Source organism: Streptomyces sp. NPDC092045 (assembly GCF_044756005.1).
In the GTDB taxonomy this organism is placed as follows: domain Bacteria; phylum Actinomycetota; class Actinomycetes; order Streptomycetales; family Streptomycetaceae; genus Streptomyces.
The window spans coordinates 291,921-306,288 of the sequence record NZ_JBIVSC010000005.1; the positions used below are offsets into that span (position 1 = coordinate 291,921).

The following is a 14,368-nucleotide window of genomic DNA, read 5'->3' on the forward strand; positions in this document are numbered from 1 at the left end:
GGTGCCCACTCAGTCCTGGTCGGGGAGCACGACGTTCAGTGCCCAGGAGACGACGGAGATGATCAGGCCGCCCAGGACCGCGGTCCAGAAGCCCTCCACGTGGAAGCTGAGGTCGAGCTTGTCGGCCAGCCAGGAGGTGAGGAGCAGCATCAGGGCGTTCACCACGAGGGTGAACAGCCCGAGCGTCAGGACGAAGAGGGGAAGCGTGAACAGCTGGACGACCGGCTTCACCAAGAAGTTCACCAGGCCGAAGACCAGTGCGACGAGAATGAGGGTCAGGACCTTCTTGCCGGTGCTCTCACCGGTCAGGGTGATGTCCTGGAGGAGCCAGATGGCGACTCCCAGGGCGCCCGCGTTCGCGAGCGTCTTGACTAGGAAATTCATCATGTGTCTGATCGTGGCAGACGTGATCGGGCCGAGGGCAGGGGCTGACGGGCGATGAAGGCATTCCGGCTGGACGAACTGGAGGCGGAGCGTGCCGCGAACAAGGGCGCGTACCTCCAGTTCCTGCGGGAGCGGAACATGTCGGTCGGTCTGTACGCGCTCGACGCCGGGGAGCTCGACCCGCAGCAGCCGCACCGCCAGGACGAGGTGTACTTCGTGGTGAGCGGCCGGGCGGCGATCACGGTCGGGACGGAGACGACCCAGGTGGCGCGCGGCAGCGTGGTCTACGTGCCGGCCGGGGTGGAGCACAAGTTCCACCACATCAGCGAGGACCTGCGGGTCATGGTGGTCTTCTCGCCTCCGGAGGGCTGAGCGGACCGGGGTGCGCCCCGGGATCCGGATCGGGGTTCGAGGGGTCGGCACGCCCCTGGCCCCTAGGGGGCGGATCAGGGGAGAGCGGGGGCCCCGCGGCCCCCGACAGTCCCTTCCGACGCCTAGCCTTGAGAGTGTTCGGCGCGGAGTGCGCGGGACGGATCTTCGGAAGCGAGGTAGGACGATGGCCGCACGGGAGATGCTCGCGGGAATGCCCTGGTGGGTGAAGTGGGTCGCCATACCCGCCCTCGCCCTGCTCGTCTTCGGCGGACTGATCACCAGCGTCCTGACCTTCGTGATCGGTCTCCTCTTCAAGGTGCTGCTCTTCGTGGCCCTCGTCGCCGGACTGATCTACGTCGTAAGGAAGTTCAGCTCCTCCGGCCGGTCGCGCGAGGACTGGTAGCGAAAGCCTGACGGCGCGCGCCCGACCGCCGAGAGCAGACCGCAGAGGGCCGGCCACCGAGGGCCGACCGCAGAGGGTCGAGGGCTGAGCGTCGAGGGCCGAGTGCCGGCCGCGGGGGACCGGCCGCCCCGCTCCGACAGCACAAGCCCTCATCGGTAGGGGCGCAAGGGAGAGCGTTAGCCCGGGCGAGGGAACGGGCCGGACTAAACGGGGTGGGGGCCCGAGGGCTGCCACTACAGTGGAATCTCTCCGCCGCGATGGGGACTACAGGCATAGACCTCCTTACTGACCAGCGGTTTCCCAGGCCCGGCGGGCGCGGGGGCGGCCCCCGCGGGCGGGTGCGACGCATCCGTCGTCACGCCTGGGGGTGACCTTTGGCCATGGCTACGCAGACGACCGCTCCTACCCTGATCGGCTCGGTGCAGCGCGCGCTGAGACTCCTGGAGGCCGTCGCCTCCCATCCGGACGGCGCCCCGGCGAAACAGCTCGCCCGCGAGACCGCGCTCCCGCTGCCCACCACGTACCACCTGCTCCGTACCCTGACGCACGAGGGCTATCTGCTCCGGGAGAAGGGCGTGTTCGTCCTGGGGGACGCCGCCATCGGGCTGGCCGCCGGCGGAGCCGTGCAGAATCGTCGCACCAAGATCGAAAACTCCCTCGCCCGCTGGCGGGACGAGATCGGCGTCCCGATCTACTTCGCCGTCTACCGGGAGGGGGAGGTCGAGCTCGTCGCCGTCGCCGACACCTCCTCCGCCCCCGCAGTGGAGGAATGGGCCGATTTCCGCGAGACGGCGCACGCCCACGCGATCGGGCAGTGCATCTTGAGCCAACTTGATCCGAAAAGTCGTCAAGACCACCTTGACCGCCACCCGGTGGAATCCATCACCCCGTACACGGTGAGTAACCGGAGTGTGCTTTTGGATCGTTTGGGCGGTTTGGGGAGAATGGAACCCCTGGTGGAGCGTCAGGAATATGCGCTCGGCACGGTCTGCGCCGCAATCCCCCTCACAGTGGGCTCCACGGCGGCCGCGATGGCCATTTCCCTCCCTCTCCACCAGCAAGAACGGTTGCTCCCAGCGATCGAGCAACTACGCACGGAGATCGGGAAGCTCTTCAAGTCGCTGGCGTTCTCTATCAGTATCTGAAAAATCACTCCTTGTGATCTGCTAGTGCTTACAGCACGATTGCGTCAAGAGGGCCACGGGGGATCATTCCTGGCCGTTTCGGTCACAGCTTTCAGCAGCTGTGTTTACACAACTGCTTCATCTACTGCGGGGTACATGATGCGAGAGTCGGTTCAGGCCGAGGTCCTGATGAGCTTCCTCGTCTCCGAGGAGCTCTCCTTCAAGATCCCGGTCGAACTGCGGTACGAGACCCGGGATCCCTACGCGGTGCGGATGACGTTCCACCTCCCCGGGGACGCACCCGTGACCTGGGCCTTCGGCCGCGAACTGCTGCTCGACGGGATCAACCGCCCGAGCGGGGACGGCGATGTGCACATCGCCCCGACCGAGCCCGAGCGGCTCTCGGACGTATCCATCCGGCTCCAGGTCGGCGGTGACCGCGCCCTGTTCCGGGCCAGCGCGCCACCGCTCGTCGCCTTCCTCGACCGCACGGACAAGCTGGTTCCGCTCGGTCAGGAACGGACGCTCGGTGACTTCGAGGACAACCTGGAGGCGGCACTGGGCCGGATCCTCGCCGAGGAGAACGCCGGCCCGGCCTGAGGAACGGACACGCCGTCACCGAGCCGTCCCCACCCGCACCTTCTGCGTAGCCGACCCCCCGAGCCGGCACGCCGACGGGTCGTAGGAACGGACCGCACGCACGCATCGCACGCGCACATCGCGTGCACGTACCGCACGCACGAGCCGGACGGACGGGCCGCGTACACGAACCGGACGGACGGGCCGCGTACACGGACCGCGCGCGTCACTTGGCGCGGCGGCGCCGTCCGCCCCGCGCGGACGAGGGCTTCCGGCCGCCGGTCCCCGGGCGGCCGACGCCCTCCGCGCGGTCGGCGGAGACCACGAGCGCCGCGAGCGCCGTGGTGACCGGCACGGACGCCACCAGACCGATCGAGCCGACCAGCGTCCGGACGATCTCCTCGGCCACCAGCTCGCTGTTGGCCACCGTCCCCATGCTGCTCTGCGCGATGGAGAAGAGCAGCAGCAGCGGCAGGGCGGCGCCCGCGTAGGCGAGTACCAGCGTGTTCACGACCGAGGCGATGTGGTCGCGGCCGATCCGGATCCCCGCCCGGTACAGGCCGCGCGGCCCCATACCCGGATCGGCCTGGTGCAGCTCCCAGACGGCCGAGGTCTGGGTGACCGTCACGTCGTCGAGCACACCGAGAGAACCGATGATCACACTGGCCAGCAGCAGACCGGACATGTCGAGCTCCGGGTAGAGGCCCTTGATCAGGCCGGTGTTGTCGTCGGTGTTGCCGCTGAGCGACGCCCAGCCGATGAAGAGCGAGCCGAGCAGCCCGATGAGCAGCAGCGAGATCAGTGTGCCGAGCACCGCGACCGAGGTGCGGGCCGAGAGGCCGTGGCACATGTAGAGCGCGATCAGCATGATCGCGCTCGACCCGACCACCGCCACCACCAGCGGGTTCGACCCCTGCAGGATCGCGGGCAGGATGAAGAACATCAGCACCAGGAAACTCACGGCGAGCGCGACCAGGGCCATGAGCCCCCGCATCCGTCCGACCGCCACGACCGCGAGGGCGAAGATGCCTGCGAGCACCGCCAGCGGCACCTTCCGGTTCACGTCCGTCACCGAGTACTGGAGGTCGTACGGGGCGTCGGGGGCGTACGCCACCACCACGCCCTGTCCCTCCTCCAACTGGCGCGGTGCGCCCGGCTGCACGATCTCGGTGAACTCGCGCCCCTTGTTCGGCCCGGTCGTGACCTCGATCTTCGCCCTCTTGCAGTCCCCCTGCTGGGCCTCGACCGCCTCGCGCCCCTCCGGGGTGGAGGTGTCTCCGGTCGGTGGGACCTGACCGGCGTTCACGACCTTGCAGTCGACCTGCTCGACGGAGACGACCCTGCCCTGCTCGGTCTGGCGGTCGAAACCGACGCCGGTGCGTTCGTGCGCCGGGGCGCCGCCGGGCCACAGGACCACGAGCCCGATCATGACGGCGGTGGCGAAGGGGACCAGGACGGCGGCGATGACCTTGCGCAGGTGCCGGGAGACGGGGGCGGCGGGCCCGTGGCTGTGGCTGTGCCCGTGTCCGGCTCCATGACCGGGGCCGTGCCCTGCTCCGTGGCCGGATCCATGGCCGTCGGACGGGCCCGGGCCGTGGGAGTGGTCGTGCGGCTCGGGAGTCTGCTGGGGGGAAGTCACCGACCGATCATCGCAAGAACGGCGGGGGCCCACTGTTCAGCACGCCCGGGATGGCGCTAGCGTGGTGACACCTTTGCACACGCGGGAGCTCGGAGCACCGGGCTGAGAGGGCGCTGATCACCGTACGCGCGTACCGATGTACGTACGGGAGGAGGCTGCGCCGACCGCCGAACCTGTTACCGGGTAATGCCGGCGTAGGGAGATCGGTCTCATGACCATTCAGGACGCACGCACGCCTGCCTCCGAGCAGAACGACCAGTCCGCCGGGCGCACGCCGGGCTGGCACAAGGGATACGTCCAGGGCTCGCGCCCCGACCTGCGGGTTCCGGTCCGTCAGGTGCACCTCACCAACGGCAGGGACGTCACGCTGTACGACACGTCCGGCCCGTACACCGATCCCACCGTCGACACCGACGTGCGGCGGGGCCTGCCGCCGCTGCGCGAGAACTGGATCATCGCGCGCGGCGACACCGAGGAGTACGCGGGCCGCCCGGTCCGCCCCGAGGACGACGGCATCAAGCACACCTCGCCGCGCGGCGGCGGCCTCAAGAACCTCGACGCCGTCTTTCCCGGCCGCCCCCGTCTGCCGCGCCGGGGCCGCTCCGGCCAGGCGGTGACGCAGCTCGCGTACGCCCGTCGTGGCGAGATCACGCCGGAGATGGAGTACGTCGCGATCCGCGAGAACATCTCCCCCGAGGTCGTGCGGGAGGAGATCGCGGCGGGCCGGGCCGTGCTCCCGGCGAACGTCAACCACCCGGAGATCGAGCCGATGATCATCGGCAAGCGGTTCCTGGTGAAGGTCAACGCCAACATCGGCAACTCCGCCGTCACCTCCTCCATCGAGGAGGAGGTGGAGAAGATGACCTGGGCGACCAAGTGGGGCGCCGACACGGTCATGGACCTGTCCACCGGCCGCAACATCCACACCACCCGCGAGTGGGTGCTGCGCAACTCCCCCGTGCCCATCGGCACCGTGCCGCTCTACCAGGCCCTGGAGAAGGTCGACGGCAGGGCCGAGGAGCTGAGCTGGGAGATCTACAAGGACACGGTGATCGAGCAGGCCGAGCAGGGCGTGGACTACATGACCGTGCACGCCGGCGTGCTCCTGCCGTACGTGCCGCTCACCGCGCGCCGCAAGACCGGCATCGTCTCGCGCGGTGGCTCGATCATGGCCGCCTGGTGCCTCGCGCACCACAAGGAGAACTTCCTCTACACGCACTTCGAGGAGCTCTGCGAGATCCTCGCGGCGTACGACGTCACGTACTCGCTCGGCGACGGCCTGCGCCCCGGCTCGATCGCCGACGCCAACGACGCGGCCCAGTTCGCGGAGTTGAGGACGCTCGGCGAGCTGAACACGATCGCCAAGCGCCACAACGTCCAGACGATGATCGAGGGCCCGGGACACGTCCCGATGCACAAGATCAAGGAGAACATCGACCTCCAGCAGGAGATCTGCGAGGAGGCGCCGTTCTACACCCTCGGCCCGCTGACCACGGACGTGGCGCCCGCGTACGACCACATCACCTCCGGCATCGGCGCGGCGATGATCGCCTGGTGGGGCACGGCGATGCTCTGCTACGTGACGCCCAAGGAGCACCTGGGTCTGCCCAACCGCGACGACGTGAAGACCGGTGTCATCACGTACAAGATCGCGGCCCACGCGGCGGACCTCGCCAAGGGGCACCCGGGCGCGCAGGAGTGGGACGACGCGCTCTCGGACGCGCGCTTCGAGTTCCGCTGGGAGGACCAGTTCAACCTGGCGCTCGACCCGGACACCGCCCGCGAGTTCCACGACGAGACGCTGCCGGCGGAGCCCGCGAAGACCGCGCACTTCTGCTCGATGTGCGGCCCGAAGTTCTGCTCGATGAAGATCTCCCAGGACATCCGCCGCGAACACGGCGGCACTGAGCAGGAGATCGAGGCCGGCATGGCGGAGAAGTCGAAGGAGTTCGCGGCGAGCGGCAACCGCGTGTACCTGCCGCTGGCGGAGACGGGCGGTGGCTCGGCCGGCTGATCCGGCCGTCTCAGCGGAGGGGGCCCGCCAGGTCACCAGACCCGGCCGGCCCGCCTCCGCGAAGCCCACCGCGAACGGCTTGTCGCCTTCGTCCGTCACCGGGTGGATGCTGCACTCCGTCACCTTGTCGCCCGGCGGGACCATCCGGGCGACCCAGTCGGACGGACAGCCGGGGATCTTCGTGCCGGAGCCGAAGGGGGTCTTCCCCGGTATCTGCCGACCGCCCTCGGTGAGCAGGTGGACCTGGTCGTCCTGGTCGGGGCAGAGGTTTTCCGGCCCGGGGTTGGTGTGGCTGACCGACACGTAGTGCGGGACGCCGCGCTGCTCGTTCTCGTCGAGGTCGAGGTCGAGGTCGAGGTCGAGGTCCAGGCCCGCGAGGTCGGCCGCGCTCCCCCGGCGTACGGAAGCTGGACAGGCGCATGGATTCCCTTTGCCGCACGATGATCCGGGTCCACCGGAGGACCGACGCATCGTCAGGACGTCAGGACGTCAGGACGTCAGGACGTCAGGACGGATGCGGCGGGTGGGGTCCGAGTGCGGTCGTCAAGGTTCCGAAGGGTTCGTGGCGGCGAGGGCGTGGCGCAGGAAGGGGAGGATGCCGCGTTCCAGGAGGGCGTGGCGCCAGGCCTCGCGGGCGCGGGAGAGTTCGTCGTCCGGAGCGGGGGGCGGGCCGCCCGTGCTCACCTCGACCGGGCTGTTGCGCAGGGCCGTCACGAGGAGTCCGGCGGCCGCGCAGAGCAGTCCGGCGGCGGCGAGGGAGCCGAAGACCAGACCGGCCGTGAGCAGGGTCGCGCCGAACGCCATGGTGGGGGCCAGGGCGTGCAGCACCGCTCCGACCAGCAGGAAGATGACGGCGGCGGCGCCCGCGAGGACGGGGACCATGACGGTGAAGATCGCGACGACGCCCGCGCCGGGGCCGGGACGGTCGTACGCGGCCGGGGGGCGGGCCCCGACGGCCGCGCGGTTCTGCTCGCGGACCTTGACGAAGTGGTCGTACTCGTTCGCGGCCGCGGAGGTGACGAGCGCCGTCGCGTTCAGCGTCATCGCGCGTAGTTGCGCGACCGTGAGCCGGGTGCCGACCCCGGCGAGTTCCGGACGTGCGTGGGCGGTGCTCAGTGCGTCGTCGAGGACCCGCTCGTACTCGGCGCGGTCCTCGGTCAGCAGGTGCGGAGCCACGTTCATGTGCATCCCCCGATGCTCCGTAGGCCCGTGACGGCCGCGAAAAGGCGGCCGGGCGGGCGGAAACGGAGGAGAGCCTGCTACGGATGCACCCGATGGTATTGCGGCGACGCGGCGGGCTGACAGGGTGTTTCCGGAAATCGCCCTCCCCGGATGCGCAGGGTGATAGGCCGGACTTTCGGTCAGTCGTTCAGCGGGAGTTGGACCACCAGTAGCTTTCCGGCCATGGTCACTCCACCGTCCATGGCGATCGCGAGCCCGTCGGCGTACACGTGCGGTCCGTGGACGACCGGGCCGCCGCCGTCCTCGCCGTCCTCGGTGCCGACCTGGCCGAGGAGGTACGGGATCGGGCTGTGGCCGTGCACGATCCGGCTGCCGCCGTAGGTGGAGAGCAGCTCCTGGACGGCCTGCGGTCCCCCGTCGTCGCGGAACGCGAAGCGCTTGGTGAACTTCCGGAACACGTCCCAGACCTCGTCCGCGTCGTTCCGGGTGAGGATCTCGTGGACCGTGTCGTTGACGTCCTCGATGGTCTCGCCGTATTCGAGGTACGCGGTGGTGTCCGAATGCACGAGGAGGTGGTCGTCCTCCCGCACCACGGCGTCGAGCCGGGACATCCACTGGAGGTGGACGTCCTGGAGCCGGTCCATGTCCTGCTTCTGGCCGCCGTTGAGCAGCCAGGCGGCCTGGAAGGTGGCCGTGCCCGCGCCGGAGTTGACCGGGGTGTCGCCGAAGCGCTTGGCGCCGATGAGCAGCAGCTCGTGGTTGCCCATGAGGGCCTTGCAGTAGCCGCCGGCGGCGGCGGCCTCGGCGGAGAGCCGCATGACCAGGTCGATCACGCCGATGCCGTCGGGCCCGCGGTCGGTGAAGTCGCCGAGGAACCAGAGGCGGGCGTTGCCCGCGGCCCAACCGCCGTTCTCGTCGATGAGGCCCTGGGCGCGGAGGGCCGCGAGGAGTTCGTCGAGGTAGCCGTGGACGTCCCCGACGACGTAGAGGGGGCCGGGGCCGTCGCCGGCCGGGGCCTCGCCGGCGGGCACGGGGGAGACCTTCACCTGGACGGTGTCGCCGCGGTTGATGACGGGCAGGTCGCGCTCGGTCGGCGTGTACCCCTCGGGCAGCTCGTCCTCGGGGAACGCGTTCCCGGGGTGGTCGGAGGCGGCGGGCGCCGCGGGAGTCGCGGCGGCCGGGTACGGGGGCACGGTGGCGCGGTGACCGAGGTGGAGGGTCGGGTCGGCGGGCATGGGCGCGGGTTCCTGCGGTGGGGGCGGGGACGTCCGGGGCGCGGGCGGCTGCGGCGCGGCCTCGGCGGCCGGGGGGTGCGGCGCCGGCATCGACGCCGGGACCGGCACGGCCTCGACCGGGGAGGGCGCGACGGGGGGCAGTGGCGCAGCGGCGGCCGGACGTGGGTCCGGGGCCGAGGTCGGGGCCGGGGTCGGCTGTTCGACCGGGGGGGAGTGCGGCTCCGGGTGGACGTGCGGCTCCGGGGGGGCGCCCGGGGCGGAGTGGTGCGCCGGGGCCGGGTGGTGGTGCGCCGGATGTTCGGCGTGCGCGTGCTCCGTCGGCGCGGACGCCGGCAGCGGCTCCGGGCCCGACGGCTCGACCACATGGCTCTGCACGGGCACGCGCGCGTACGGCGGTACGCGGAAGTCACGCAATGTCGCCGTGCGTACCACGGGCTCCTGACCGGCCCCCTGAGTCATCGACCCCTCCACCACCGTCGCGATGCCCTGCACATCGCGGACCGGCCTGGTCGGGGTGGTCCGCGGTGTCGTCCGCCCATCATAGGAATGAGCGTCCTCCTGTGTGACGCACCAGGGGTGGTGAATCCGGGTCCACTCCGGGTTCACCGGTCGTTTCGCCCGAATTAGGAAGGTCCAGTCCAGGGTTGGGGCAGGTGCGATGATCGGTTTCGCCGCTCCCGCCCACGGGCAGGGACGGGAACGGCGTGTTCGAAGACGTCTTCGACGTCCTTGATGTCCTTGGCGTTCTCGGCGTTCTCGTGAGGAGGGCCGGACCTCCGTGGTTCAAGAGATCCGGACCTCCGCGGTTCAGGAGGTCCGGACCTACGCGTCGCTTCCCTCCCGCTCAGTCCTTCGCGGGCGAGCGCGGCGGGCTGACCGTCGTGCGGGGCGGACGGCGCTGCGAGGAGGTGCGGACGATGAGCTCGGTCGGTATCACCTGCTCGACCGGCCCGTCGGTCTCGACCCCCTCGATGGCGTCGATGAGGAGCTGGACGACGGCCGTGCCGATCCGGCGCGGTTTGAGCGAGAGCGTCGTGAGGGGCGGTTCGGTCGTGGCGTAACCGGCCGACTCGCTGCAGCAGACCAGCAGGAGGTCGTCCGGGACGCGCAGGCCGTAGCGGCGCGCGGCCGCGAGGAGGTCGGTTCCATTGGGGTCGAAGAGGCCGTACACGGCGTCGGGCCGGTCCGGGCGGGCGAGCAGCCGGTCGGCCGCGAGGGCGCCCGCGCACGGGTCGTGCGCCGGATAGGCCTCGTAGACGGGGTCCTGACCCACCCGCGCGCACCAGTTGAGGTAGGCGGTGGTGGAAAGGCGGGTGTACGTGTCCGTGCTGGTGCCGGTGAGGAGGCCGATGCGGCGGGCGCCGGCGTCGGCGAGGTGGTCGAGCAGGTCGAGTACGGCGGCTTCGTGGTCGTTGTCGACCCAGGCGGTGACCGGGAGGGTGCCGGCGGGGCGTCCGTCGGAGACGACGGGGAGGCCCTGGCGGACCAGCTCGGTGACGACGGGGTCGTGGTCGGAGGGGTCGATGACGACGGTGCCGTCGAGGGCGACGTTCGACCAGACGTCATGGCGGGAGGTGGCGGGGAGGATGACCAGGGCGTAGCCCCGGGCGAGCGCGGCCGATGTGGCCGCCCTGGCCATCTCCGCGAAGTACGCGAATTCGGTGAAGGTGAAAGGTTCATCCCCGTACGTGGTCACGGTCAGGCCGATGAGTCCCGACTTGCCGGTACGGAGCGTGCGGGCCGCCGCGGACGGGCGGTAGCCCAGCCGATCGGCGACCTCGCGGACGTGGCGGCGGGTGGCGTCGGGGAGCCGGCCCTTCCCGTTGAGCGCGTCGGAGACAGTCGTGATGGAGACCCCGGCGGCGGCGGCCACGTCCCGGATGCCCGCCCGGCCCTGCCGGCTTCCCCGGGTCTGTGCCCGGCTCACCTGGTGCTTCCCTGCTGCTGTCATGGCGAGCCGATAGTAGGGCGATGAGGGGCGGTCGGGGCGGTCGCATATGCAGGCGTTGACAGGTACGTTTCTGCATGATCCAGTTCTACCAAATGCCTTTGAATCAAAGGCATTTGCTGCATTCTGTCTGTTGGTTGTGGTTGTTGGGTGGCGTGGACCTGGCGAGAGGGTGAAGTCTCGAAGAGGTCTCAACTCACCTCTACGGGGGATGCGCGCCACGGCGCCCGCCACCGGCGCGCGCCACCCGGGCGCGCGCCCCCGCCCTCCGCGCCGATCCGGAAGCCGGTCCGGAAGCCGGTCCGGAAGCCGGATCGAGGCCGCCCCGGCGGCCGGTCGGAAAGCCGTGTCCCTCCTGTTGTCCACAGGCCATTCGCAGCGGAGGCGAATCCTCTTAAGGTGAGCAGTATTGGCGGTACGGACGGTCGAGGAGGCCACACTGTGAGCGAGACCAGCGGGACGAGCACCGGCAGCCCCAAGCTGCGCGCCGAGCTGGACGGCGTCCCCACCTACAAGCCGGGCAAGCCGGCCGCCGCGGGCGGGCCCGTGGCCTTCAAGCTGTCCTCCAACGAGAACCCCTACCCGCCGCTGCCGGGGGTCCTGGAGGGCGCGCTGGCCGCCGCCCACAACTTCAACCGGTACCCGGACATGGCCTGCACCGGCCTGATGGAGGAGCTGGCCGAGCGCTTCGGCGTGCCGGTCTCGCACCTGGCCACGGGCACCGGCTCGGTCGGGGTCGCGCAGTCGCTGCTCCAGGCGACCTCGGGCCCGGGCGACGAGGTGATCTACGCCTGGCGCTCCTTCGAGGCGTACCCGATCATCACGCAGATCAGCGGGGCCACCTCGGTGCAGGTGCCGCTGACCGACGGCGAGGTGCACGACCTCGACGCGATGGCGGCGGCGATCACCGACCGGACCCGGCTGATCTTCGTCTGCAACCCCAACAACCCCACGGGCACCGCGGTGCGCCGGGCGGAGCTGGAGCGCTTCCTCGACCGGGTGCCCTCCGACGTCCTGGTCGTGCTCGACGAGGCGTACAAGGAGTTCGTGCGGGACCCCGAGATCCCGGACGGCATCGAGCTGTACCGCGACCGGCCCAACGTCGCCGTGCTGCGCACCTTCTCCAAGGCGTACGGCCTGGCCGGGCTGCGGGTCGGCTTCGCGATCGCCCACGAGCCGGTGGCGGCGGCGCTGCGCAAGACCGCGGTGCCGTTCGGCGTGAGCCAGCTGGCGCAGGACGCGGCGGTGGCCTCGCTGCGGGCCGAGGACGAGCTGCTCGGCCGGGTCGGCTCGCTGGTGGCCGAGCGCGAGCGGGTCCGCGCCGCCCTGGTGGAGCAGGGCTGGACCGTTCCGGACACGCAGGCGAACTTCGTCTGGCTACGGCTCGGCGAGCGGACGGCGGACTTCGCGGCGGCGTGCGAGCGGCACGGCGTCGTGGTGCGCCCGTTCGCCGGCGAGGGCGTGCGCGTCACGATCGGCGAGGGCGAGGCGAACGACCTGTTCCTCCAGGCGGCGGAGGCCTTCCGCAAGGAGCTCTGAGCCGGGCCGGGCCGGGCCGAGCTGGGCTGATCCGAGCCGGCCTGATCCGAGCTGGACTGGGTCGACCTGAGCTGAGCTGGGCTGAGCCGGACCGGGCCGGGCCGGGCCGGGCTGATCCGAGCTGGGCCGAGCCGGACTGAATTGATCCGGGTCGGGCCGGCCCGGGCCGAGCCAGGCAGGGCCGAGCCGGCCCGGGCGGAGCCGAGAGGCGTTTCGACGGCCCCCGTGAGCAACCGCTCGCGGGGGCCGTTCGCGTGTGAGGAAAGAGACTCCCTGGAAAGGGCCCCCGGAGACAAGTACGGATTTCATATGAGCCATAATGCTTGTGAATGTGAACGCGTTCACAAGCGCGCCCCGGTTCGTCCGCCTATGGGGTGGATTGCCAGGGCGGATCGCCGATGTGACCACGGCGATGTAAGGAGAAAACGACGTGGACCTCGCTCTTGCGCCAGAGACCCTGGCGCGCTGGCAGTTCGGCATCACCACCGTCTACCACTTCCTCTTCGTCCCGCTGACGATCTCCCTCGCGGCGCTCACCGCCGGCCTCCAGACCGCCTGGGTGAGGACGGAGAACGAGAAGTACCTCAGGGCGACGAAGTTCTGGGGCAAGCTCTTCCTGATCAACATAGCCATGGGCGTCGTCACCGGCATCGTTCAGGAGTTCCAGTTCGGCATGAACTGGTCCGACTACTCGCGCTTCGTCGGCGACATCTTCGGTGCCCCGCTCGCGTTCGAGGCGCTCATCGCCTTCTTCTTCGAGTCGACCTTCATCGGCCTGTGGATCTTCGGCTGGGACAAGCTGCCGAAGAAGATCCACCTCGCCTGCATGTGGATGGTCTCGATCGGCACCGTCCTCTCCGCGTACTTCATCCTGGCGGCCAACTCCTGGATGCAGCACCCGGTGGGCTACCGCATCAACGAGGAGCGCGGCCGGGCGGAGCTCACCGACTTCTGGCTCGTGCTCACCCAGAACACGGCCCTCGCCCAGTTCTTCCACACCATCACGGCCGCCTTCCTGGTCGGCGGCGCGTTCATGGTCGGCATCTCCGCCTTCCACCTGGCCCGCAAGAAGCACATCCCCGTGATGCGGACCTCGCTGCGGCTCGGCCTGGTCACCCTGATCATCGCCGGACTCGGCACCGCCATCAGCGGCGACCTGCTCGGCAAGGTCATGTTCAAGCAGCAGCCGATGAAGATGGCCGCCGCCGAGGCCCTCTGGGACGGCGAGGCGCCCGCCCCCTTCTCGATCTTCGCCTACGGCGACGTCGACAAGGGCCACAACAAGGTCGCCATCGAGATCCCCGGCCTGCTGTCCTTCCTCGCGAACGACGACTTCAGCTCGTACGTCCCCGGCATCAACGACATCAACAAGGCCGAGCAGGAGAAGTACGGGCCCGGCGACTACCGGCCCAACATCCCCGTGGCCTACTGGGGCTTCCGCTGGATGATCGGCTTCGGCATGGCCTCCCTGACCCTGGGGATGATCGGCCTCTGGCTGACCCGGAAGAAGTTCATGCTGGCGCCGGGGCTGCGGACGGGCGAGGACGAGGTGCCGAACCTGGTCCTCTTCAAGAGCAAGGCCCTCAGTCCCCGGATCGGCAGGTGGTACTGGATCGTCGCGCTCTGGACGATGCTCTTCCCGCTGATCGCCAACTCCTGGGGCTGGATCTTCACCGAGATGGGCCGCCAGCCGTGGGTCGTCTACGGCGTGCTGCGCACCCGGGACGCGGTCTCCCCCGGCGTCTCCCAGGCCGAGGTCCTCACCTCGATGATCGGCTTCACCCTGCTCTACGCCGTCCTCGCGGTCATCGAGGTCAAGCTCCTCGTCAAGTACATCAAGGCGGGGCCGCCCGAGCTGACCGAGGACGACCTCAACCCGCCCACCAAGATCGGCGGGGACACCCGTGACCCCGACCGGCCCATGGCCTTCTCGTACTGAGGCTCAGGAG

At 70.0% G+C, this 14,368-nt stretch carries 13 protein-coding genes and 1 riboswitch; of the genes, 8 read left to right on the top strand and 5 right to left on the bottom strand.

What is annotated here, in order from left to right; translation table 11 throughout:
* Positions 1-9 precede the first annotated feature (9 nt).
* The gene (locus ACIQKA_RS17135; RefSeq protein ID WP_383149487.1) at positions 10-387 is read right to left on the bottom strand and encodes a phage holin family protein; all 378 of its coding nucleotides are present in this window, start codon (positions 385-387) and stop codon (positions 10-12) included.
* 51 nt (positions 388-438) lie between these two features.
* Between ACIQKA_RS17135 and ACIQKA_RS17140 the strand changes: the two genes are divergently transcribed.
* The 4 genes from ACIQKA_RS17140 (at position 439) to ACIQKA_RS17155 (ending at position 2,883) form a co-directional block, all read left to right on the top strand.
* Entirely contained in the window at positions 439-756 is a 318-nt protein-coding gene (locus ACIQKA_RS17140; protein WP_030206848.1) for a cupin domain-containing protein, read from the top strand.
* A gap of 184 nt (positions 757-940) precedes the next feature.
* The gene (locus ACIQKA_RS17145) at positions 941-1,159 is read left to right on the top strand and encodes a DUF5326 family protein (protein WP_030206851.1); all 219 of its coding nucleotides are present in this window, start codon (positions 941-943) and stop codon (positions 1,157-1,159) included.
* 380 nt (positions 1,160-1,539) lie between these two features.
* A complete protein-coding gene (locus ACIQKA_RS17150; RefSeq protein ID WP_383149484.1) occupies positions 1,540-2,304 on the top strand; it encodes an IclR family transcriptional regulator in 765 nt (254 codons plus the stop codon).
* Between the two features lie 138 nt (positions 2,305-2,442).
* Positions 2,443-2,883: an SsgA family sporulation/cell division regulator gene (locus ACIQKA_RS17155; RefSeq protein ID WP_030206856.1), complete on the top strand. Its 441-nt coding sequence runs from the start codon at positions 2,443-2,445 to the stop codon at positions 2,881-2,883.
* A gap of 205 nt (positions 2,884-3,088) precedes the next feature.
* Here ACIQKA_RS17155 and ACIQKA_RS17160 read toward each other — a convergent pair whose 3' ends face one another.
* Positions 3,089-4,501 (bottom strand): YibE/F family protein, encoded by a 1,413-nt coding sequence (locus ACIQKA_RS17160; RefSeq protein ID WP_391096703.1) that lies wholly within the window; start codon positions 4,499-4,501, stop codon positions 3,089-3,091.
* 71 nt (positions 4,502-4,572) lie between these two features.
* Positions 4,573-4,719, top strand: a riboswitch (TPP riboswitch).
* On the opposite strand from ACIQKA_RS17160, the gene thiC reads away from it, so the two are divergent.
* Both thiC and ACIQKA_RS17170 read left to right on the top strand, forming a co-directional pair.
* Positions 4,713-6,515, top strand: a complete 1,803-nt coding sequence (gene thiC, locus ACIQKA_RS17165; RefSeq protein ID WP_391096704.1) for a phosphomethylpyrimidine synthase ThiC — start codon at positions 4,713-4,715, stop codon at positions 6,513-6,515. It overlaps the preceding riboswitch by 7 nt.
* 237 nt (positions 6,516-6,752) lie before the next feature.
* On the top strand, positions 6,753-6,959 hold the full coding sequence (locus ACIQKA_RS17170; protein ID WP_402541410.1) for a hypothetical protein: 207 nt from the start codon (positions 6,753-6,755) through the stop codon (positions 6,957-6,959).
* A gap of 99 nt (positions 6,960-7,058) precedes the next feature.
* Here ACIQKA_RS17170 and ACIQKA_RS17175 read toward each other — a convergent pair whose 3' ends face one another.
* The 3 genes from ACIQKA_RS17175 to ACIQKA_RS17185 all read right to left on the bottom strand — a co-directional run bounded on the left by ACIQKA_RS17175 (position 7,059) and on the right by ACIQKA_RS17185 (position 10,883).
* Positions 7,059-7,703, bottom strand: coding sequence for a hypothetical protein (locus ACIQKA_RS17175; RefSeq protein ID WP_383149479.1), 645 nt, complete (start codon positions 7,701-7,703; stop codon positions 7,059-7,061).
* A 173-nt stretch (positions 7,704-7,876) separates the two neighbouring features.
* Entirely contained in the window at positions 7,877-9,022 is a 1,146-nt protein-coding gene (locus ACIQKA_RS17180; protein WP_402541490.1) for a metallophosphoesterase, read from the bottom strand.
* Positions 9,023-9,776: 754 nt separating this feature from the next.
* Entirely contained in the window at positions 9,777-10,883 is a 1,107-nt protein-coding gene (locus ACIQKA_RS17185; protein ID WP_383149475.1) for a LacI family DNA-binding transcriptional regulator, read from the bottom strand.
* Between the two features lie 438 nt (positions 10,884-11,321).
* Here ACIQKA_RS17185 and hisC point away from each other — a divergent pair, with 438 nt between their 5' ends.
* Together hisC and ACIQKA_RS17195 are read left to right on the top strand one after the other, a co-directional pair.
* Positions 11,322-12,419 (top strand): histidinol-phosphate transaminase, encoded by a 1,098-nt coding sequence (hisC, locus tag ACIQKA_RS17190; protein ID WP_391096705.1) that lies wholly within the window; start codon positions 11,322-11,324, stop codon positions 12,417-12,419.
* Between the two features lie 430 nt (positions 12,420-12,849).
* On the top strand, positions 12,850-14,358 hold the full coding sequence (locus ACIQKA_RS17195; RefSeq protein WP_383149471.1) for a cytochrome ubiquinol oxidase subunit I: 1,509 nt from the start codon (positions 12,850-12,852) through the stop codon (positions 14,356-14,358).
* Positions 14,359-14,368 lie beyond the last annotated feature (10 nt).

Excerpts from the sequence above, each read along its gene's own strand:
- ACIQKA_RS17135 (WP_383149487.1), bottom strand. The coding sequence starts at position 387 with ATGATGAATTTCCTAGTCAAGACGCTCGCGAACGCGGGCGCCCTGGGA.
- ACIQKA_RS17140 (WP_030206848.1), top strand. The coding sequence starts at position 439 with ATGAAGGCATTCCGGCTGGACGAACTGGAGGCGGAGCGTGCCGCGAAC.
- ACIQKA_RS17145 (WP_030206851.1), top strand. The coding sequence starts at position 941 with ATGGCCGCACGGGAGATGCTCGCGGGAATGCCCTGGTGGGTGAAGTGG.
- ACIQKA_RS17150 (WP_383149484.1), top strand. The coding sequence starts at position 1,540 with ATGGCTACGCAGACGACCGCTCCTACCCTGATCGGCTCGGTGCAGCGC.
- ACIQKA_RS17155 (WP_030206856.1), top strand. The coding sequence starts at position 2,443 with ATGCGAGAGTCGGTTCAGGCCGAGGTCCTGATGAGCTTCCTCGTCTCC.
- thiC (WP_391096704.1), top strand. The coding sequence starts at position 4,713 with ATGACCATTCAGGACGCACGCACGCCTGCCTCCGAGCAGAACGACCAG.
- ACIQKA_RS17175 (WP_383149479.1), bottom strand. The coding sequence starts at position 7,703 with ATGCACATGAACGTGGCTCCGCACCTGCTGACCGAGGACCGCGCCGAG.
- ACIQKA_RS17180 (WP_402541490.1), bottom strand. The coding sequence starts at position 9,022 with ATGCCGGCGCCGCACCCCCCGGCCGCCGAGGCCGCGCCGCAGCCGCCC.
- ACIQKA_RS17185 (WP_383149475.1), bottom strand. The coding sequence starts at position 10,883 with ATGACAGCAGCAGGGAAGCACCAGGTGAGCCGGGCACAGACCCGGGGA.